At 67.6% G+C, this 19,401-nt stretch carries 23 protein-coding genes and 1 tRNA gene; 17 read left to right on the top strand and 7 right to left on the bottom strand.

Annotation, left to right across the window (positions count from 1 at the left end):
• Window positions 1–43: 43 nt before the first annotated feature.
• Entirely contained in the window at window positions 44–763 is a 720-nt protein-coding gene (locus tag ACXPWS_RS03180; protein WP_458711047.1) for a response regulator transcription factor, read from the bottom strand.
• Between the two features lie 126 nt (window positions 764–889).
• On the opposite strand from ACXPWS_RS03180, the gene ACXPWS_RS03175 reads away from it, so the two are divergent.
• The 3 genes from ACXPWS_RS03175 to ACXPWS_RS03165 all read left to right on the top strand — a co-directional run bounded on the left by ACXPWS_RS03175 (window position 890) and on the right by ACXPWS_RS03165 (window position 2,461).
• Window positions 890–1,921, top strand: coding sequence for a hypothetical protein (locus tag ACXPWS_RS03175; RefSeq protein ID WP_458711046.1), 1,032 nt, complete (start codon window positions 890–892; stop codon window positions 1,919–1,921).
• Window positions 1,922–1,939: 18 nt separating this feature from the next.
• Window positions 1,940–2,014: transfer RNA gene (locus ACXPWS_RS03170), tRNA-Thr, on the top strand.
• A 42-nt stretch (window positions 2,015–2,056) separates the two neighbouring features.
• Window positions 2,057–2,461 carry an HNH endonuclease gene (locus tag ACXPWS_RS03165; RefSeq protein ID WP_458711045.1) on the top strand — a complete coding sequence of 135 codons (405 nt, stop codon included), beginning with the start codon at window positions 2,057–2,059 and terminating at the stop codon, window positions 2,459–2,461.
• On the opposite strand, the gene adhP is transcribed toward ACXPWS_RS03165, so the two are convergent.
• Window positions 2,458–3,519, bottom strand: a complete 1,062-nt coding sequence (adhP, locus tag ACXPWS_RS03160) for an alcohol dehydrogenase AdhP (RefSeq protein ID WP_458711044.1) — start codon at window positions 3,517–3,519, stop codon at window positions 2,458–2,460. The genes ACXPWS_RS03165 and adhP overlap by 4 nt on opposite strands.
• A gap of 110 nt (window positions 3,520–3,629) precedes the next feature.
• Here adhP and ACXPWS_RS03155 point away from each other — a divergent pair, with 110 nt between their 5' ends.
• Window positions 3,630–4,241, top strand: coding sequence for a dihydrofolate reductase family protein (locus ACXPWS_RS03155; protein WP_458711043.1), 612 nt, complete (start codon window positions 3,630–3,632; stop codon window positions 4,239–4,241).
• 5 nt (window positions 4,242–4,246) lie between these two features.
• Here ACXPWS_RS03155 and ACXPWS_RS03150 read toward each other — a convergent pair whose 3' ends face one another.
• Window positions 4,247–4,546, bottom strand: a complete 300-nt coding sequence (locus tag ACXPWS_RS03150; RefSeq protein ID WP_458711042.1) for a type VII secretion target — start codon at window positions 4,544–4,546, stop codon at window positions 4,247–4,249.
• A gap of 70 nt (window positions 4,547–4,616) precedes the next feature.
• Here ACXPWS_RS03150 and ACXPWS_RS03145 point away from each other — a divergent pair, with 70 nt between their 5' ends.
• From ACXPWS_RS03145 to ACXPWS_RS03135, 3 genes are all read left to right on the top strand, one after another.
• Window positions 4,617–4,982, top strand: coding sequence for a hypothetical protein (locus tag ACXPWS_RS03145; RefSeq protein ID WP_458711041.1), 366 nt, complete (start codon window positions 4,617–4,619; stop codon window positions 4,980–4,982).
• 81 nt (window positions 4,983–5,063) lie between these two features.
• The gene (locus tag ACXPWS_RS03140; RefSeq protein ID WP_458711040.1) at window positions 5,064–7,052 is read left to right on the top strand and encodes a DUF4185 domain-containing protein; all 1,989 of its coding nucleotides are present in this window, start codon (window positions 5,064–5,066) and stop codon (window positions 7,050–7,052) included.
• 2 nt (window positions 7,053–7,054) lie between these two features.
• Window positions 7,055–7,522 carry a hypothetical protein gene (locus tag ACXPWS_RS03135; protein ID WP_458711039.1) on the top strand — a complete coding sequence of 156 codons (468 nt, stop codon included), beginning with the start codon at window positions 7,055–7,057 and terminating at the stop codon, window positions 7,520–7,522.
• An 11-nt stretch (window positions 7,523–7,533) separates the two neighbouring features.
• Here the strand turns inward: ACXPWS_RS03135 and ACXPWS_RS03130 are convergent, their stop codons facing one another.
• Window positions 7,534–8,397: a DKNYY domain-containing protein gene (locus ACXPWS_RS03130; protein ID WP_458711038.1), complete on the bottom strand. Its 864-nt coding sequence runs from the start codon at window positions 8,395–8,397 to the stop codon at window positions 7,534–7,536.
• Window positions 8,398–8,435: 38 nt separating this feature from the next.
• Between ACXPWS_RS03130 and ACXPWS_RS03125 the strand changes: the two genes are divergently transcribed.
• From ACXPWS_RS03125 to ACXPWS_RS03100, 6 genes are all read left to right on the top strand, one after another.
• Window positions 8,436–9,614: an XdhC family protein gene (locus ACXPWS_RS03125; protein ID WP_458711037.1), complete on the top strand. Its 1,179-nt coding sequence runs from the start codon at window positions 8,436–8,438 to the stop codon at window positions 9,612–9,614.
• Window positions 9,615–9,726: 112 nt separating this feature from the next.
• Complete coding sequence (locus ACXPWS_RS03120) at window positions 9,727–12,102, top strand: xanthine dehydrogenase family protein molybdopterin-binding subunit (RefSeq protein WP_458711036.1); 2,376 nt, start codon at window positions 9,727–9,729, stop codon at window positions 12,100–12,102.
• A 2-nt stretch (window positions 12,103–12,104) separates the two neighbouring features.
• On the top strand, window positions 12,105–12,788 hold the full coding sequence (locus ACXPWS_RS03115; protein ID WP_458711035.1) for an SRPBCC family protein: 684 nt from the start codon (window positions 12,105–12,107) through the stop codon (window positions 12,786–12,788).
• On the top strand, window positions 12,785–13,660 hold the full coding sequence (locus ACXPWS_RS03110; RefSeq protein WP_458711034.1) for an FAD binding domain-containing protein: 876 nt from the start codon (window positions 12,785–12,787) through the stop codon (window positions 13,658–13,660). The genes ACXPWS_RS03115 and ACXPWS_RS03110 overlap by 4 nt, the downstream gene beginning before the upstream one ends.
• Entirely contained in the window at window positions 13,653–14,141 is a 489-nt protein-coding gene (locus ACXPWS_RS03105; protein ID WP_458711033.1) for a (2Fe-2S)-binding protein, read from the top strand. The genes ACXPWS_RS03110 and ACXPWS_RS03105 overlap by 8 nt, the downstream gene beginning before the upstream one ends.
• Window positions 14,142–14,237: 96 nt before the next feature.
• Window positions 14,238–14,549 carry a DUF732 domain-containing protein gene (locus ACXPWS_RS03100; RefSeq protein WP_458711032.1) on the top strand — a complete coding sequence of 104 codons (312 nt, stop codon included), beginning with the start codon at window positions 14,238–14,240 and terminating at the stop codon, window positions 14,547–14,549.
• On the opposite strand, the gene ACXPWS_RS03095 is transcribed toward ACXPWS_RS03100, so the two are convergent.
• On the bottom strand, window positions 14,550–15,383 hold the full coding sequence (locus ACXPWS_RS03095; protein ID WP_458711031.1) for an SDR family oxidoreductase: 834 nt from the start codon (window positions 15,381–15,383) through the stop codon (window positions 14,550–14,552).
• A gap of 283 nt (window positions 15,384–15,666) precedes the next feature.
• On the opposite strand from ACXPWS_RS03095, the gene ACXPWS_RS03090 reads away from it, so the two are divergent.
• From ACXPWS_RS03090 to ACXPWS_RS03075, 4 genes are all read left to right on the top strand, one after another.
• On the top strand, window positions 15,667–16,014 hold the full coding sequence (locus tag ACXPWS_RS03090) for an intersectin-EH binding protein Ibp1 (protein ID WP_458711030.1): 348 nt from the start codon (window positions 15,667–15,669) through the stop codon (window positions 16,012–16,014).
• 178 nt (window positions 16,015–16,192) lie between these two features.
• The gene (locus ACXPWS_RS03085) at window positions 16,193–16,540 is read left to right on the top strand and encodes an intersectin-EH binding protein Ibp1 (protein WP_458711029.1); all 348 of its coding nucleotides are present in this window, start codon (window positions 16,193–16,195) and stop codon (window positions 16,538–16,540) included.
• 45 nt (window positions 16,541–16,585) lie between these two features.
• The gene (locus ACXPWS_RS03080) at window positions 16,586–16,750 is read left to right on the top strand and encodes a hypothetical protein (RefSeq protein WP_458711028.1); all 165 of its coding nucleotides are present in this window, start codon (window positions 16,586–16,588) and stop codon (window positions 16,748–16,750) included.
• Entirely contained in the window at window positions 16,751–18,214 is a 1,464-nt protein-coding gene (locus ACXPWS_RS03075; RefSeq protein ID WP_458711027.1) for an alpha,alpha-trehalose-phosphate synthase (UDP-forming), read from the top strand.
• Window positions 18,215–18,218: 4 nt separating this feature from the next.
• Here the strand turns inward: ACXPWS_RS03075 and ACXPWS_RS03070 are convergent, their stop codons facing one another.
• Window positions 18,219–18,704 carry a mammalian cell entry protein gene (locus tag ACXPWS_RS03070; protein ID WP_458711026.1) on the bottom strand — a complete coding sequence of 162 codons (486 nt, stop codon included), beginning with the start codon at window positions 18,702–18,704 and terminating at the stop codon, window positions 18,219–18,221.
• Window positions 18,704–19,396: a mammalian cell entry protein gene (locus tag ACXPWS_RS03065; RefSeq protein WP_458711025.1), complete on the bottom strand. Its 693-nt coding sequence runs from the start codon at window positions 19,394–19,396 to the stop codon at window positions 18,704–18,706. The genes ACXPWS_RS03070 and ACXPWS_RS03065 overlap by 1 nt, the downstream gene beginning before the upstream one ends.
• Window positions 19,397–19,401 lie beyond the last annotated feature (5 nt).

Raw genomic sequence — 19,401 nt, 5'->3', positions numbered from 1 at the left:
TCATTGTTGGCCGGGATGGCCCGGCCGTCCGGTCATTCGGGCATCAACGCGGTTCGCGCAGCACGTAACCGACACCGCGCAGGGTGTGCAGCAGCCGCTTCTCGCCGGTGTCGATCTTGCGGCGCAGGTAGGACACATAGGACTCGACGACGTTGACGTCACCGCCGAAGTCGTAGCGCCACACGTGGTCGAGGATCTTGGGCTTGGACAGCACGGTGCCGGCGTTGATGATGAAGTAACGCAGCAGGGTGAACTCGGTGGGCGACAGCGAGACCGGCTCGCCGGCCTTCCACACCTCGTGGGTGTCCTCGTCGAGTTCGATGTCGGCGAAGGTCAACCGGGCGTTGCGGGGCTCTTCGATACCGCGGCCGGTGCGGCGCAGGATGACCCGCAACCGGGCCACCACTTCTTCCAGACTGAACGGCTTGGTGACGTAGTCGTCGCCGCCGAGGGTGAGGCCGGCGATCTTGTCCTGCAAGGTGTCGCGGGCGGTCAGGAACAGGGCCGGCGCGTCGATCCCGTCGGCGCGCAGCCTGCGCAGCACACCGAAGCCATCCATGCCGGGCATCATCACGTCCAGGATCACCGCGTCGGGTTTGATCTCACGGGCCTTGTCCAGGGCGGCCGGTCCGTTGGAGGCGGTATGCACCTCGAAACCCTGGAACTTCAAACTCACCGAGAGCAGCTCGACGATGTTCAGCTCGTCGTCCACCACCAGGATCCGCGCTTCAGGAATGCTCTCAGGTACCGCCGCCATAGCCATACAACTACTGTCCACCTACCGTTTGGACTGATCCTGCATACCCACTGTGAGATTCCTGTGAACCTGGGAGTCTGATGTGAGGGTAAACCCCCCGACCCGCCCTGTGCACCCACCTAGACTGGCGCCATGAAGCTCGGCAACACCGTTGTGCAGTTTGCCACGGCCCCTGTCCGGCTCGGACTGGCCGTTGCCGACCTGGGTTTGAGCATTGCCGGCGGGACGCTCAAGACGGTGCAGCGTTCGCTGAACGACCCCACTTCGCCGAGCGGCGCGACCTCGTTCGCCGGCATGCTCGGCCTCGACGATGCCGTCGAGCGGGCCAACCGGCTCGCCCGCCTGATGGACGATGACGCCCCGCTGGGCCGCGCCCTGGCTCCCGAGGGCCCCGTCAACCAGTTACTTCGCCAGGGCGGATTGGTGGACCAGCTCACCGCGCCGGGCGGCCTGATGGACCGGCTCACCGCGGAGAACGGCCCGGTGGCCCGCGCTCTGGCCAAGGACGGACTCATCGATCAGCTCACCGCCGAAGGCGGACTGATGGACCGGCTCACCGCCAGTGGCGGCGTGGTGTCCCGGGTGATCGAGCCGGGCGGCCTGGCCGACCGGCTGCTCGCCGAGGAGGGTGTGGTCGAACGGGCCCTGCGCGCGGACGGCGTCGCCGACCAGCTGCTGTCCGAGAACGGCCCGGTGGGCCGGGCCCTGGCCCCTGGCGGACTGGTCGAGCAGGTGACGGCCGAGGGCGGCCTGATCGACCGGCTCACCACCGACAGCGGCGCACTCTCTCGCCTCATCGCACCCGGCGGCCTGGCCGATCAACTGCTCGCCGACGACGGGCTGATCGAGCGGGTGCTGCGCGAGGAAGGGGTGGCCGACCGGCTGCTGGCCGAGGGCGGACTGCTGGACACCCTGACCGATCCGGACGGACCGTTGCTCAAGCTGGCCGATGTCGCCGACACCCTGAACCGGCTGACCCCCGGATTGGAAGCGCTGGCGCCGACCATCGACGCGCTGCACGAGGCCGTCATCACGCTCAGCCAGGTGGTCAACCCCCTGAGCAATATCGCCGGGCGCATCCCACTGCCGCGCCAACGCAACCGCCGCAGCAACACCGGGCCGCGCGCCGTGGTGTCCGAGCGCGTGATCGACGAGGACCGCTAAGCTGTACGACGTTCCACTGCCTCCGTAGCTCAGTGGTAGAGCACTCGCCTTGTAAGCGAAAGGTCGTCAGTTCAATCCTGACCGGGGGCTCCACGCTGCGTCCGACTTGTCGGTGCCTGCCCGTAATTTCGAGCCATGCGAGTCTGTCTCGGTTGCGGTATTGAACTCACACGGCGCAGTCAAAAACTCTACTGCAGCAATCCATGTCAGATTTCGTCTCGACGTGCGGTACGAACGAATCTCTGGTTGCAATCCGGCCAGGGAAGGGCAGGATCCCTGCGAGGTCACTACATCCGCGAGCACGTCGCCGCGGAGCAATTGGGCTGCTGCGCCATCTGCGGCGGCTCCACCACCTGGCACGGGCAGCACTTGGTTCTCGTGCTGGACCACATCGACGGCAACCCGGACAACAACCGGCGCGAGAACCTGAGACTCATCTGCCCCAACTGCGACTCGCAGTTGCCGACCTACAAAAGCCGCAACCGCGGGAACGGCCGCAGCTTCCGCCGGCAACGCTACGCCGACGGCAAGTCGTACTAGCGGTAGTCGATGACAACCCGACCGTCGATCTGACCGGACTCCATCCGGGTGAATATGACGTTGATGTCCTCCAGTCGCGCACTGTGCACGGTCGGGTGGATCAGGCCGCGGGCGTAGAAGTCCAACGCTTCGGTCATGTCCTGGCGGGTGCCGACAATCGATCCGCGGATGGTCAGCCCCTTGAGGACGATGTCGAAGATCGGTGCCGGGAACTCGCCTGGGGGCAGCCCGTTGAACACGATGGTGCCGCCCCGGCGCGCCAGCCCGATCGCCTGCCCGAAGGCTTGCGGGTGCACCGCGGTGACCAGCACTCCGTGTACCCCGCCGGTAGCCTTCTGCACCTCGGCGACGACGTCTGCGGTGCGGGCGTTGACGGCGACTTCCGCACCGAGGCGGGTGGCCAGGGCGAGCTTGGTGTCGTCGATATCCACCGCGACCACCCGCAGGCCCATCGCGCGCGCGTATTGCACCGCGATGTGGCCGAGCCCCCCGATGCCCGAGATGGCCACCCACTGTCCGGGCCGAGTATCGGTGACCTTGAGGCCTTTGTAGACGGTGACGCCCGCGCACAGAATGGGTGCCACCTCGAGCGGGTCGGAGCCCTCGGGGATGCGCGCCGCGTAGGCGGCGTCGACCAGCATGAAGGAGCCGAAGCTGCCGTTTACGGTGTAGCCACCGTTGCGCTGGCTTTCGCAGAGGGTTTCCCACCCGGTACGGCAGTATTCGCAGCGGCCGCATGCCGACCACAACCAGGCATTTCCGACCTTGTCGCCGACTTTCAGGTCGTCGACGCCGTCGCCCAGCGCGATGACGGTGCCGCATCCCTCGTGTCCGGGCACGAATGGAGGTGTCGGCTTGACCGGCCAATCACCATGTGCAGCATGCAAATCTGTGTGGCATACGCCGGATGTTTCGAGTTTGACCAGCACCTCCCCGTAACCGGGGGTGGGCAGGTCGAGATTCTGCACCTGCAGCGGCTCGCCGAAGCCGGTGACGACAGCGGCGCGCATGAAATTGGTGGTACCGGAGGCGGCAGGAGTGCTGAGGGTGCTGGTCATGGTGTGATTCCAGTCCTGAAGAGGCTTCATGGGTAGGGTCTTTGGGCCTCGATCGAAACAAGGAAGCAAGCCCCTCGATGATTTCTCGGCCCGCACCGGGTCTGACCGGTATGACCTTCACGACCGCGCACATGTCGATATCCCTGGACGGCTTCGTGGCCGGCCCCGACCAGTCCCGCGACGACCCGATCGGGCGCGGCGGGATGGGGTTGCACCAATGGCATTTCGACGCCGAGCTGCCCGGTCACCAGGTGGACGCCGAATGGACGGCGCGGTTGCTGCGGCCGCGGGGCGCCTATGTGATGGGACGCAACATGTTCGGGCCCATCCGCGGCGATTGGTCCACCGACGAGCCGTGGCGCGGCTGGTGGGGCGACGAACCTCCCTATCACGCACCGGTCTTCGTGCTCACCCACTTCCCGCACGGGCCGATCGAGATGGCCGGTGGTACCACCTTCCACTTCGTCACCGGCGGAATCGGCGAGGCGCTGGCTCAGGCCCGGGCGGCCGGCGACGGTGATGTCGACATCGCGGGCGGCGCATCGGCGGTGCGCCAGGCATTGGCCGCCGGCGAACTCGACGAGCTGACCCTGGACATCATCCCGGTCCTGCTCGGGCGCGGCGAACGCATCTTCGATGCCACCACCACCGCCGAGCTCACCCAGCTGGAATCCGCGGCATCACCGTGGGCCACCCATATCCGCTACCGGGTCGGCCGCTGAGCCGGTCAGCCGACCGCGTCACCGAGTCGGGCGCCGAGTTCCTCATCGGCCTGCCGGTAGGAGGTCGCGGCGACCGTCAAATTGCTTGCGTAGGTGACCAATTCGCCGTACACGGTCGAGGCGGCGCGGCCAAGCGACTCGGCCGCCGACCGGCAGGCCGAGCCGGAGCGCAGATCGGCCAACGCGGCGGCGGCACCGGCGAGCACCCCGCCGACGTCGAGGTCCGCCACCGTCTGCGCGACCCCGGACTGTGCCGCCGCCGCGGCGTGTAACGCCGCCGGATCGACGTGCAACGGTGCGGTCATGCGGTCCAGTCTAAGGTCGGCGTGAGGCAGCACCGCGCGCCGATTTCGGCGTCAGATGAGGAGGACGATCATGGCCGAGGCCGGATTCTGGGTGGCATGGGGCCTGCCGGCGCGGGGACGCGAAACCAACGCCCTGGACCTGCTCAAGAAGTCCCGCGACTACCTGCAAGAGGCGGTTCGGGACGGGCAAATCGAGCGGTTCGACACCGTCATCCTGCGCCCGCAGAGCGTCGAGTTGGGTGGGTTCTTCCTGATCCAGGGCAGCACCGTGCAGATCGACGCCCTGCGCCGCGACGCCGGCTTCGAAACCTGGATCAACCAGGTACAGCTGGTCGCCGACCGGGTGGCGGCGGTGGACGCCTGGGTGGATGCCGGCATCGACGAAGCGATCGGCCTTTATGAGGACGCACTTCGCGAAGCCGGTTTGAGTGATTGATGTAACAAACGCGGTCTGCGCAGCGACTATTGAGGGGATCGCACCGACGGGTGCCCCGAGCGATTGACGGAGGACGCAGGGATGGGTGCAGCAGCCTATATCGGTCGGGTCGGCGGCTTGGCCGTCGTGCTGGGAGTGGGCACCGCGATCGCGACGGGCCACGGCGTCGCGTCGGCCGATGACACCGGCTCGTCGGACACCTCGTCTTCCTCGACCGGCACCAAGAACAGCACCGAGCCCAAGGCCACCGACCCCAAGCCTGCGGATCCCAAACCCGCCGACCCCAAGACCACCGATCCCGCTGACGGGAAGGCCACCTCCACCGAGCCCGTCGGCACCGCGGAATCCGAACCCAAGACCGGTACCAAACCCGACACCAAGACCTCGGAGCCGGACACCGAGAAGCCGGTCAAGCCGAAGAAGACGGCGCGCACCGCCGAGAACAAGACCGGCAAAACCGCCAAGGCCACCGTCGGCACGACGGCCGCCGACCCGGCCCCGGCCCCCGTCGCGGCGAAGACTCCGGCGGCTCCGACCGCGGCCATATCCTCCACCGTGCAGCCCGCCGCGTCGGTCGCCGTGTTCGCCAACGCGCTGAACATCGCCGCCGCTCAGACCGCGGCCCCGACCCCCCGCACTCCCGTTCCGATCCCGGCCGTGCTGCGCAAGCCGGTCACGGCCGTGCTCAAAACCGTGTCCGGCGTGCTCGACTGGGCCTTGAGCTTCGCGCCCAACTCGCCGGCCCAGCCGGTGCTGGGGTGGACGCTGCTGGCGTTCGCCCGCCGTGAAGTGGAGAACCTGCTGACGGCGGTCAAGCCACGCAGTGCCGCCGCCACCGGCGGGGTCGCCGTCGACACCACCAGCCTCGCGCTGGCCGCGGCCGCGGTGAACCCGAGGCCCGGCTTCCCCACCCCGGGGCAGCAACTCAGTCCGTCGACCAGCTTCGTCGACTGGGTGACCGGAAACTACGCCCCGAACGACACCTTCAACCGGTTCGGCATCTGGGGCACCGACGTCGGCACCATGTGGGACAACGGCATTGCCGACGACCCGACCACCCCGATCAACGAGCACCAGGTCCTCATCGCCTTCGGTGATACCTTCGGTGGCCCCAACATGACCGGCACGTGGCGGCTGAACACGCTGTTCCGCAGTTCGGACACCACCCTGTCCAACGGGATGAGCATCCCGGACGGGCAGTGGCTCAACGGCAACATGTTCGGCGGGTCGCCGCTGTGGGGCGAAACCTATGCCCGGCAGATCATCCTGCCCGAACGGTTGCCGTCCGGCCTGCCCGGTGGTGTGACGCTGATCCCGACGGCCGGTATCTCGGTGCCCACGCCGGGCACCAAATACGGTGCGACGCAGTACCTCAGCTTCATGTCGGTCAAGCAATGGGGCGCCGCGGGGCAGTGGACCACCAACTATTCGGCGATCGCCTATTCCGAGGACAACGGCGAGAACTGGTACATCTCGCCCAAGAGCGTGCGCACCAACTTCGGTGGCAACGCACGGTTCCAGCAGGCCGCGCTGGTCCGGCCCGGCGATGGCTACGTGTACTCCTACGGCACCCCGAACGGCCGGCAGGGTTCGGCCTATGTGTCCCGGGTGCTGGAGAAGGACATCCTGGACGCCACCAAGTACGAGTTCTACAGCAAGGGCAGTAAGGGTGGCATCTTCGGCATCGGTGCCTACGCCGCCGGCTGGTACAAGAACGATCCGTCCAAGGCCAGCCCCGTGTTCGGCCAGGAGAAGGGGGCGTGCGGAATCGCCAAGCCCGGCAACCAGGTCAGCGAGATGTCGGTGCAGTACAACCAGACGTTGAACAAGTACGTGGTGCTGCATGCCGACCAGTTCAACAACATCATCATGCGCACCTCGGACAGTCCGGAGGGAACCTGGTCGGCGCCGACGGTGCTGATGTCGCAGCAGAACGGCGGGATCTACGCTCCGATGCTGCATCCGTGGTCACCGTCGACGGTCGGCACCGGGACGGACCTGTACTGGAATCTGTCGCTGTGGAGCGAGTACAACGTCATGCTGATGAAGACCGACCTCACCAAGCTGTAGCCATGCTGCGCCTTTCCGCCCTGCTCACCGTCGCCGCGTTCGCCTTTCCGGCAATCGCGTCCGCGGATCCCGCTGCGCCGCAACAGGACACGCCCTGCCCCGCGGATCTCGGCGACGCCGCCACGCTGCCGTTCGGGCAGTCCTTACCGCTGGTATGTCGGGACCAACGGTGGCAGTCGGTGACGGTACCGGGCGATCCCAGCGACCGCTGGGTCAGCTTCGGGCCCGCCATCGCCCTGCACGGCGAAGGCCTGCGCAACCCGAATCTATTGTCCGGCACCTGGACGGCGACTCCCCTGGACCCCGGGACCCGGTGCGCCGCCACCCAGCATGCCGTCATCAGCGCCGGTGTCGTCGGCGCCCCCGTCACCGCGCAAGGCCGGCCGGGACAGCAGCTTTCGCTTCAGGTGCTGCCCAGCCTCTTCGACATCACCATGACGGGGCACTGCCTCTGGGTGCGTACCGGTTAGGGGCACAGCCGTCAGTCTGCGAAGGTGATGTCGTCCGCCGAACAACCGCTGACCCGGCGATTTGCCGGGAATGTGGGCGGGTTGGCACCGGCGATGACCTGCTGCCGGTAGTAGGCGCGGCCGGCATCGGCCGAGCATTCGAAGGCACCGTTGAGAACCCGGAAGCTGGCGGAATCCGCGCCGGGGATCTCCTTGCCCATCCAGTACGCCCGCCGGGCGTCGGCCGCGTACGCATCCTGCAGGTAGTGCAGCGACGCGCCGTCGGCGCCGGCGATGGGTTCGCTGAAGTAGTAAGCCCGGCCGGCATCGATGGCGTAGGCGCCGCCGAGTACCCGGAAACTGCGCGGATCGGCGCCCGGGATCTGGTCGCCGTTCACATAGACGGCGGCACCGTCCTTGCCGAACAGGTAGTGATCGGCGTCGGAGACGATCTCGAAGTGCCGCGAATCGTGCGACAGCACGCTGCCGTCGGCCCGGTATACCGCGGCACTGTCCCTGGACAACCCCCCGTCGAGCAGCTCGAAGTGAGCCGGATCGGTGCTGAGCACCCGGTCGCGGACGAACACGTGGCCGCCGTCGCGGGCATAACCGGGGCGGGGCAGCAGGTCGAAGGTGGCCGGGTCGGCCGGGGCCAGCCGACGGCCGTCCAGGTACACCGCGCCGTGGTCGCGGCCGTACGTCGCGTCGAGCGCCTCGAAGGTGCGGGCGTCCGCGTCATCGATCTGGAATGCCTTGCCCGGGAACGCATTCAGATAGTAGACGGTGCCGTCCCGGATGTGGTAGCCGGCGGCGTCGAACAACGAATTGGGCTCCGTGGAGCAGCCGGGCAGCACAGCTGTCAGCACCAACGTCATCGCGGCGAGCAATCTGTGCATGCCCCATCATGACCGCTGACGCACATAGACTCCACAACGTGCGCGAGGTTCTCGACAACCTGATGGCCATCTGGCGGGCCGGCGGCACCGCCGGTTTGGCCACTGTGGTGCGCACGATCCGATCGGCCCCGCGCCCGGCCGGGGCGGCCCTGGTCGTCGCGCCGGACGGCTCGGTGTCCGGCTCGGTGTCCGGTGGCTGCGTCGAGGGCGCGGTGTACGAGCTGGCGACCGAGGTGGTCGGCACCGGAACACCGGAGCTGCAGCGCTACGGGATCAGCGATGACGATGCCTTCGCCGTCGGCCTGACCTGCGGCGGCATTCTCGACGTCTTCGTAGAACCGGTGTCACAGAACACGTTTCCCCAACTCGGCGAGGTGGCCGAGGCCATCGCCGCGCATCGCCCGGTCGCGGTCGCCACGGTGATCGCCCACCCCGACCGGCGCTGGCTGGGCCGGCGGCTGAGTGTGGACCCCGATCGGTGCGCCGGAACGCTGGGCTCCGAACGGGCCGACGCCGCGGTCGCCGATGATGCCCGCGGGCTCTTACTGGCCGGGCGCACCGCGGTGCTGTCCTACGGTCCCGACGGGCAACGCGTGGATGAGAGCTCGGGCGAGTCCGATACCGGCATGGAGGTGTTCGTCGCCAGTTACGCCCCGCGGCCGCGCATGTTGATCATCGGTGCCATCGACTTCGCGGCGGCACTGTCCCAGCAGGCGACCTTCCTCGGTTACCGCGTGACGGTCTGTGACGCCAGGCCGGTCTTCGCCACGCCGGCCCGGTTCCCCAGCGCCGACGATGTGGTGGTCGACTGGCCGGACCGCTATCTGCGGGCTCAACAGGAGCTGGGCGCCATCGACAGCCGCACCGCCATCTGCGTGTTGACCCATGACCCCAAATTCGACGTGCCGGCACTAGCCGTGGCGCTGCGGCTGCCGCAGGTGGGCTATATCGGGGCGATGGGATCCCGGCGCACCCACGTCGATCGCCTCAGCCGGCTGGCCGAGGCCGGACTGACCGGCGCCGACCTGGCCGGCCTGTCCAGCCCGATCGGGCTGGACCTGGGGGCGCGGACGCCGGAGGAGACGGCGGTGTCCATCGTTGCCGAGATCATCGCCCGCCGCTGGGGCGGCGGCGGGCGCCCGCTGGCCGCAGTCGACGGACGCATCCATCACGAATTGGCCGATCAACAGGCCGTCACCAGCGAGAACATGCGGTAACGGCACTCTCTTCTTTTGGAATGCCCGCTCTCGCGTTACGATAGCGTCACTCGCGAATGGTGTGATCAGCGCCACTTACCCGCGGAAGTGATCGTCGGACAGGAGCCACCCAGTGACGGGAACCGTCGCCACCAGATACGCAGGCACCCGCGTCCCACGCGTTGAGGACAACCGATTGCTGACCGGCAAGGGCACCTTCGTCGACGATGTGCAGCGACCCGGCATGCTGCACGCCTGCTTCGTGCGCAGTCCGTTCGCTCACGCAACCATCTCCGGCATCGACAGCGCCGCCGCGCTGGCCCTGCCCGGCGTGCATGCGGTGTTCACCGCGACGGACATCAATCCCGGCGTGCACGAGGCCTGGCACGCCGTCGCAGGCAAAGACGTGGCCGACACCCCACGGCCGCCCCTGGCCGAGGGCGAGGTGAAGTTCGTCGGCGATCCCGTGGCGATCGTGATCGCCGAGAGCCGGCGGGTGGCCGAGGATGCCGTCGACCTGGTCGACGTCGACTACCAGCAGCTGCCCGCCATCGCCGACTTCCGCAAGGCGCAGGACTGCGGTGTGAGCGTGCACGACGCCTACCCCGACAATGTGGCGGGCGGCATGGGTGGCGTGCCACCGGACGAAGAGGTCTTCGCCAATGCGGCATTTGTCGTGCGGGAGAACATCTATCAGCAGATGTACGTCCCGGTCCCGATGGAAACCCGCGGCATGGTCGTCGAATGGACCTCCGGCACATCCGAACTCACGGTGTGGGCATCCACGCAGACGCCCCACGAACTACGCGCCTTCGCCGCGCGGCTGCTGGGCATCCCCGCTCAGGGTGTACGGGTGATCATGCGTGACACCGGCGGCGGATTCGGCCAGAAGGTCGTCCCGATGCGCGAGGACATGGCCATCCTGCTGGCCGCGCGCCGGGTTGCCACCGCGACGTCGAACGCGCGATCGGGCACGGCCCTCAAGTGGATCGAGGATCGCCGCGAGAACCTGATGTCGGCCGGCCAGTCCAGGCACGTCGACGGCACCGTCCGGATGGCCTTCGACGCCGACGGCAAGATCCTGGCCGCCGATATCGACTTCGTGCAGGACATCGGCGCCTACCCGACTCCGTATCCGGTGCTCACCACCGCGGCCATCGGGATGTTCTTCCCCGGCCCGTACCGGGTGCCCAAGGCCAGCTTCAATTACAAGACGGTGTTCTCCAACACCGCAGGCCTGCACGCCTACCGCGGCCCGTGGCAGTACGAAACCCTGACCAGAGAAATGCTTCTCGACGTCGCGGCACGCACGATGGGGATGGATCCGGTCGAGCTGCGCCGGATCAACATCCTGCGCGGCGACGAGATGCCGTACTTCAACCCCAACGGCATGCCGTATGACAACTGCGCCCCGGCGGACACCTTCGAGCAGGCCGTCAAGATTCTCGACCACGAAGGCTTCCGCAAGGAACAGGCCGAAGCGTTGGCGCAGGGCCGCTATATCGGATTGGGCTTCTCCGCCTACATCGAGCCCACCGGCGCGGCCACCGGACATCTGGCCACCGAGGGCGCCACCATCCGGATGGAGTCCACCGGCCGGATCAACGTCTACGTCAACGGCGGGTCCAGCGGGAACAGCCTGGAGACCACCGTCGTGCAACTCACCGCGGATGCGCTGGGCGCCAACATCGACGATGTGGCCACCATCCAGGGCGACACCGCGGTGACTCCCTACGGCGCGGGCACCCAGGGCAGCCGCAGTGCGCCGATGACCGCGGGAGCGGTGCATGAGGCAGGCGCCATCCTGCGTGGGCAGATCGTCGGGATCGCCGCCCAGATGCTCGGCGCCGCAGCCGAGGACATCGAACTCGCCGACTCGCGCGCGATGGTGCGCGACGATGCGGGACAGGTTGCCAAGAGTGTCAGCTTCGCCGATATCGCCTACCGCTCGCACTACGAACCCATCATGCTGGCCGGCGCCTCCCCCACCCTGGAGGCCACCGCGCGGTTCAATTCACAGGCAATGATCCACTGGGCCAACGCAACCCATGCCTGCACCTGCGAGGTCGACATCGAGACCGGCCATGTCACGCTGACCCGCTACATCGTCAGCGAGGATGTCGGTCCGATGATCAACCCGAATGTGGTGGAGGGCCAGGTGGCCGGCGGCACCGTGCAGGGCATCGGCGGCGCGCTGCTGGAACAACTGTCCTACGACGAGGCGGGCAACCCGCTGTCGTCCACCTTCGTCGATTACCTGCTGCCCACCGCCACCGAGGTGCCACCCATCGAGTTCGGCCACGTCGAGATCCCCGGGCCCGGTGTCGGCGGATACAAGGGGGCGGGCGAGGGTGGTGCCATCGGATCGCCGCCGGCGGTCATCAACGCGATCAACGATGCGCTCGCGCCTCTCGGCGTGACCGTCACCCAACTGCCCGCCAGCCCGGCGGCGATCGTCGCACTCATCGAACAGGCGCAGGCACCGGCCTCCTCAGGAAAGGACCACTAGGCGTGGAACTCCACAACGAATTCCGGGTCGCCGTGCCTGCGGCACAGACCTGGGAGGTGTTCACCGACGTCGAGCGCGTCGCGCCCTGTCTGCCCGGCGCCACTCTGCTCACTGTCGACGGTGACGACTTCACCGGGTCGGTCAAGGTCAAGGTCGGCCCGATCACCGTGTCCTACAAGGGTGTTGCGACCTACCAGGAGAAGGACGCGGCCGCGCAGCGCATCGTACTGCGCGCCGAAGGCAAGGAAACCCGCGGCAACGGCACCGCGGCAGCCACAGTCACCGCCCAACTCAAAGACGAAGGCGATGCCACCAGCGTGGTGATCACCACCGACCTGGCGATCTCGGGCAAGGCGGCTCAATTCGGCCGCGGCGTGCTCGCCGACGTGTCGAGCAACCTGATCGAACAGTTCGCCCGCAGCCTGGAAGCCGAACTGCTCGGCGACGCCGCCCGCACCACGTCGGCCCCGACGGCCGAGAACGCCGCCGTGGCAGCGCAACCCGCCGCCGACTCGGTGGATCTGCTGAAAGTGATCGCCGTACCTGTCGCCAAACGATTCGGCCCGCTGCTGGGTGCAGCGGCCGTGGCAGGTGCGGTCGGCTTCCTGGTCGGTCGCCGCAAGCGCAAGACCGTGCCCACCGTGCCCGCCGAGTTGCAGGCCCTGTTGGCCCGGCTGCTGTCGTGAAAGCCGCCCCGTTCGCCTACCACCGGGCCGACTCCGTCAAGGAGGCGGTGTCCCTGCTGGCCGAGTTCGGCGATGAGGTGAAGATCTTGGCCGGCGGGCAGAGCCTGGTGCCGATGCTGGCCATGCGGCTGACCCACTTCGAGAATCTGGTCGACATCTCCCGGGTCGACGAGTTGCGGGGCATCGACCCGGCCGGTGACGAGGTGGTCGTCGGCGCGGGCACATCGCACGCGCTGGTCGGAATGGACGACGAGATCGCCGAGTCCGTACCACTGCTGACACTCGCCACCCCGCATATCGGGCATTTCCAGATTCGCGCCAGGGGAACCCTGGGCGGTGCCGTCGCCCATGCCGACCCGGCCTCGGAGTTCGCCGCGGTGGCGCTGACCCTGGACGCCACCATGGACGCCGTATCCGCGCGCGGCGACCGCCGGATCGCGGCGGCCGACTTCTTCACCGGGCTGTGGGAGAACGCCCTGGCCGCCGACGAATTGCTGAGCGCGGTGCGGTTTCCGGTGTGGTCTGGCCGGTGTGGTTTCTCGGTTCACGAATTCGCACGCAGGCATGGCGATTTCGCGATCGCCGGTGCCACCGTGGCCGTCGAGCTGAATGGCGACGACCGCGTCGCCCGTTGCGCCGTCGGGCTGCTCGGGTTGGGTTCGACACCACTGCGCGGCACCCCCGCCGAGTCCGCGGTGGCGGGCCGGCCGGTGGGCGATATCAGCGCGGAGGAGTTCGGCAGGCTGGCACTGTCGGACCTGCAGGACATCCCGTCCGATCTGCAGGGATCGGCGTCCTACCGCACCAGAGTGGGCGCCGCGATGGTCGCGCGGGCCTGGACCGAGGCAACCACGGAGGCCCTCCATGCATGAACTACCGGTTGGCATTTCGGTCAACGGTCGGCGCTATCAAGGCACGGTGGAGCCGCGCGTCACCCTCGCCGACTTCCTGCGCGAGGACTGCGGGCTGACCGGCACCCATCTGGGTTGCGAGCACGGTGCCTGCGGCGCCTGCACCGTGCTGTTGGACGGCCAGGCGGTGCGCGCGTGCCTGGTGTTCGCGGTGCAGACCGACGGTCAGGAGGTGACCACCGTCGAAGGCATCGCCGCCGCAGACGGGCAGCTGTCACCGGTACAGGCCGCCCTGCGTGAATGCCACGGCCTGCAATGTGGTTTCTGCACACCGGGGTTCGTCACCTCGATCACGGCGCTGCTACGGGACAACCCGGAACCGACCGACGACGAGATCCGCGAAGGCCTGTCCGGTAATTTCTGCCGCTGTACGGGCTATCAGGGCATCGTGAACGCGGTCCATCGGGCAGCCGAGACGCTGCGCACCGACGCCGGCCGGTAACGCCCGCGCCACCACCGGCGATAGTCCCCACGATGTTAGCCCGCCTACGCGGCAGGCAAACTGCAGACCGATGATGCCGACGGAATGGGACGACTGATGACGATCAAGCGCACGGTGGCCGCGGCGATCCTCGCCGCGGGCGCGATGACCGCCCTGGCAGCTCCGGCGCCGGCCGACGACAGCACCGACCAGCAGTTCCTGCAGGCGCTGGACCAGCTCAAGATCAAGGTGGGCAGCGACGACAAGGCCATCGGGCTGGCGCATTCCACCTGCGATGTGCTGTTCCGCGGCAAACCGCTGTCCTACGCGATGTACCACATCAAGAACCAGACCGAGCTTTCCGACGATCAGGCCACCAAGTTCGGTGGCGCCTCGCTGCGGATGTACTGCCCCAAGTACCTGCCCTGATCAGTCGACGACGCCGCGCAGGGCGTCGTGTCCGAACACCGGCCCCAGCATCGCGGACATGTCCGGGCCCCGGCGCAGTGAGTGGCCGCCGTCGACGTTGATCAGCTGGCCGGTGATCCACGCGGCCGCATCGCTGAGCAGAAAGATCGCCGCATTGGCGATGTCGTCCACCTCGCCGGGCCGCGGCAGCGGTGTGCAACTCGCGTAATCGGCGCTGATCTCCGGTGAATCCAGGATGGGCGCCACCATCTCGGTTCTGATCAATCCCGGACGAATGCTGTTCACCCGGACCCACGACGGGCCGAGTTCGTCGGCGGCCAGCTGCAGCAGATGGTCGAGTGCGGCCTTGCTCGGACCGTAGGCGGCGAACCACCGGTGGGTGTTACTCGATGCGATCGACGAGATGCCGACGAACGATCCGCCGCCACCGCGCACCATCGCCCGTGCGCTGTGCTTGAGCACGTACATGGTGCCGTTCACGTTGAGATCCACCGTCTGCCGCCAGAGCTCGGAATCCACCTGGGTCAGCGGGCCGATCGTGAGCGATCCGCCGGCGCAGTGCACGACGCCGTGTAGTCGCCCGGTCCAGGCCGTGGCGGCTTCCACCGCCCGGGCCACCTCGTCCTCGTCGGTGACATCGGCGGGCTCATAGCGGACGCGGCCCTCGCCGCCCGCGGCGGCGATCTCCTCGACCACCGCGGAAAGCCGATCGGCGTTGCGGCCCACCAGCATTGCGTTGCCGCCGCTGGCAATCACCGCGGCCGCAACACCCTTGCCGATACCGCTGCCACCGCCGGTCACCAGCACCGTTCGATCCGCCAACGAAAGCTGCACCCGCGATCCCTCCAACTGGGTTGGGCCTGGAATGGACGAGAAACTGAAACACGTTCTCGTCATAGAACCACGCCGCACCGGCGGCGTACAGCAATTCGCCTGCCAGTCATCGCACAGCAATTGGTCAGACGATGCACAGATTTGGCACGGGCGCCCCAGTTTTTGCGCTCTTGCCAGGACTTTCTCGCTCTCGTCAGCGTAAACTCGCCCCAGGGGTCACATCCCATCCGGACCCTCGATGTCCGGAAGATCCGGTCAGCAAATCACAGAAAGCGTGACGCCCATGGCGACCTTCGCGTTCCCCGCCCGTCGAATGATCCTGGCCGGCGGTTTCGCCGCGGCGGTCTTCGCGGCACCCGCCCTCGTGGCATTCGCGGTCGAGGCGCCCGCCTCGGGACCCACCCTGGCGGCGTGTCCCAGCGGAGAAACCGAGGACACCTTCACCGGGTCCTGCTCACCCGATCTGGTGCCCAACTCCCCCGAATTCGGAAACACCGCGCCCGACGGCGACGGCCTGCCCAGCGTCGACGGGGTCCCGTGCACCGGCGGCAACTCCGGTCAGTGCATCGGCCTTTCCGAGGATCAGCCGCAGTTCGTGCAGCCGCACACCAGCGTGAGCTCCAGCCCCTAGCGGCTGTCGCCCACCCGGCCGGGGTGCCCACTACGGGCGTCCCGGCCGTTTTTTGTGTGCACCCGCGGGGACCAGTACGGACCCTGTTGACAGCCAACTGGCGGAACCTGTGCAGATTACTCTCAGCTTCCTTAGAATCTGTCCGACGTCTAGGTCAATAACTACAGAAAGCGTGATGATGGCGAGCTTCGAGTTTTCCGTTCCGCGACTGATCCTTGCGGGCGCTTTCACGGCCGCGGTGGCCGCCGCCCCGCTGGTCGCCGTCCTCGCGATTCCCGGCCCGGCCGACATCACGGTGTCCGCCTGCCCGTCCGGTGAGGAAGAAGACATGTTCACCGGCAGTTGCCTGCCGCACACCGTGCCCAATTCCCCGGCCTCGCCATTCAGCGCGATTCCGGGCAACCCCGACCTGCCCGCCATCAACGGCATCCCCTGCACCGGCCACAATTCGGGCGAGTGCATCGGCCTGGCCGAGGATGCACCGCAGTTCGAACAGCCCCAGAGCAGCGTCAGCTCCAGCCCGTAACGGTGGCTGGTGACCGGAGCCGGGCCCGTCACCTAGAGTTGAGGGATGCCTGCAAAATCTGATACCGCCGAAATCGGCGAAGTCGAGCCGGTCGCCGACGACACCGCCAGCCAGGCGCGCCGAGTGGTGGCCGCCTATGCGACCGACGCCGACGAGTGCCGGACGTTTCTCGCCATGCTCGGTATTGGTCCGGCGAAGCAAGAGGCGTAGGTGGCATCCGGAGACGGAAAACTGACCGACTCCGAACCCATCGCGGGCGCCTCGGACTTCGTCGTGGTAGCCAACCGGCTACCGGTCGACCAGGTGCGACTGCCCGACGGCACCACCACGTGGAAGCGCAGCCCGGGCGGTCTGGTGACCGCCCTGGAGCCGCTGCTGCGCAAACAGCGTGGCGCCTGGATCGGGTGGCCGGGCGTTCCCGACGGTGACGAGGAACCCATCGTCCAGGAAGATCTGCACCTGTTCCCGGTGCGGTTGTCCGCCGAGGACGTGGCTGAGTACTACGAGGGATTCTCCAACGCCACCCTGTGGCCGCTGTATCACGACGTCATCGTCAAACCCATCTATCGGCGCGAGTGGTGGGACCGCTACGTCGAGGTGAACCGCCGGTTCGCCGAGGCCACCTCGAAAGCCGCGGCGCACGGGGCCACGGTGTGGGTGCAGGACTACCAGCTGCAGCTGGTCCCGAAGATGTTGCGGATGTTGCGTCCCGACCTCACCATCGGCTTCTTCCTGCACATCCCGTTTCCCCCGGTCGAGCTGTTCATGCAGATGCCCTGGCGTACCGAGATCATCGAAGGCCTACTGGGCGCGGACCTGGTGGGTTTCCACCTGCCCGGCGGCGCACAGAACTTCCTCATCCTGGCCCGCCGGTTGGTCGGGGCGAACACCTCACGCGGGACGGTGGGTGTGCGGTCCCGGTTCGGCGAGGTGCAGGTCGGGTTCCGGACCGTGAAGGTTGGCGCCTTTCCGATCTCCATCGACTCGGCCGAACTCGACACCAAGGCGCGTGACCGCGGGATCCGCCAGCGCGCCAAGGAGATCCGCGCCGAGCTGGGCAGCCCACGCAAGATCATGCTGGGCGTCGACCGGCTCGACTACACCAAGGGCATCGATGTGCGCCTGCGGGCGTTCTCCGCACTGCTCGCCGAGAAGCGCGCCGACCGCACCGACACCGTGCTGGTGCAACTGGCCACCCCCAGCCGGGAGCGGGTGGAGAGCTACATCGAGATGCGCGAGGACATCGAGCGTCAGGTCGGGCACATCAACGGCGAGTACGGCGAAGTCGGCCGGCCGGTGGTGCACTACGTACACCGCCCGGTGCCACGGGATGACCTCATCGCGTTCTTCGTCGCCGCCGACATCATGCTCGTCACGCCGTTGCGCGACGGGATGAACCTGGTGGCCAAGGAATATGTGGCGTGTCGCAGCGATCTGGGCGGGGCGCTGGTGCTATCCGAATTCACCGGTGCCGCAGCCGAATTGCGCCAGGCCTACCTGTGCAATCCGCACCACACCGACGGGGTGAAAGAAGCCATCGAGCAGGCGCTCGGCCAGACGCCCGACGAGGGCAAGCGCCGGATGCGAGCCATGCGCCGGCAGGTGCTGGCCCACGACGTGGACCGCTGGGCGCGCTCGTTCCTGGACGCGCTGGCCGGAGCGCGCGAGAGCTGACCGGCTACACCGGCTGGATGTACTTGATCAGCCAGTTCCCGTCGATCTTCTGATAGTCGACGCGAAGCCGGCTGCCGTCGTAGACGGGTTGTTTGGACTTGTCGGTGACCGTGCGATTCATGAACACCAGCACCGACGCCGAATCCCGTTGCGCGTCCAGCATTCCCGCCCCGACGACGTGTGCCTGGCTGACCACCTGCCGATCGCGCGCCTGCGGGATGATGTCCTTGTTTGCCCGGTCCTCGAACTCGCGCCGGTAGTCCGGCGTCAGCAGTGTCGCCGCCTCGGTCAGCGTGCGTTCCACCGTCTGGTAGTCGTAGCCGAATATCTTGGGTATCTCATCGGTGGCCCGCGACGGAAGATCTGAGCTGGCGGCCTGCACGGCGCGCATCTGCACCCGATCCCAGTACAGGGCGCCACCGACGGCGGACAAGCCGACCAACCCCAGTGCGAACACCAGCACCACGAGTGCAATGAGTTTGCCGCGCATCAGTTGCCACCCTCGGGGTACTTCAGGTCGTATCCGGTCATGTGTCCGTTGTCGTCCTCGTGCACCACAACCCGCATCCGGTAGGCCTGCGACGGCTTGTTGACCCCGTCGATATCGGTGACGGTGACCCGCACCGCCACCAGGACAGCGGCGTTGCGCCCCACCTCGTCGATCTTCTCCAGCGCCGCCCCACTGACGACGGCCTCGGAACTGGCCTGGGTATCGCGGAAGATGGCCTTCAAGTTGTCGACGTTCTTGCCCTGGCTCATCATGTCCCGCAACGGCCCGCTCGTGCCGTCGACGAACCGGTTCACGCTCTCGTCGATGTTGTTCTGGTTGTAACTGAACATGTTCAGCACCGTCTGCTCACCGGTGTCGACGAAGCGCTGCTGCCGCGCCGTCGCGGCCTCCGCATGCCGGTACTGCGTGAGTAGCGCCAGCACCACCGTCACGAGCACCGCCGCCGCAACCACCGCGGCCACGGCGGAAACCAGCGCCACCCGGCCACGGTTGGGCTGCCGGCGCGGCAGCACCGTCACCTTCGATTTTGCGGTGCGTGACGCGGTGGGTGCGCTCACCACAATCGCTTCAGGCACGTTCAGGGGCTTACCGCCCGCCGGGCCGGCCGCGCGCGACGCACGCCTGCGGCCCAGCTTCGGCTCGCCGGCTCCCGAAGCTTGTTCCTCAACCATCTAAG

Source organism: Mycobacterium sp. BMJ-28 (assembly GCF_054404835.1).
The sequence above is the reverse complement of the archived record's forward strand: the minus strand, read 5'-3'. Positions and strand labels throughout refer to the sequence as shown.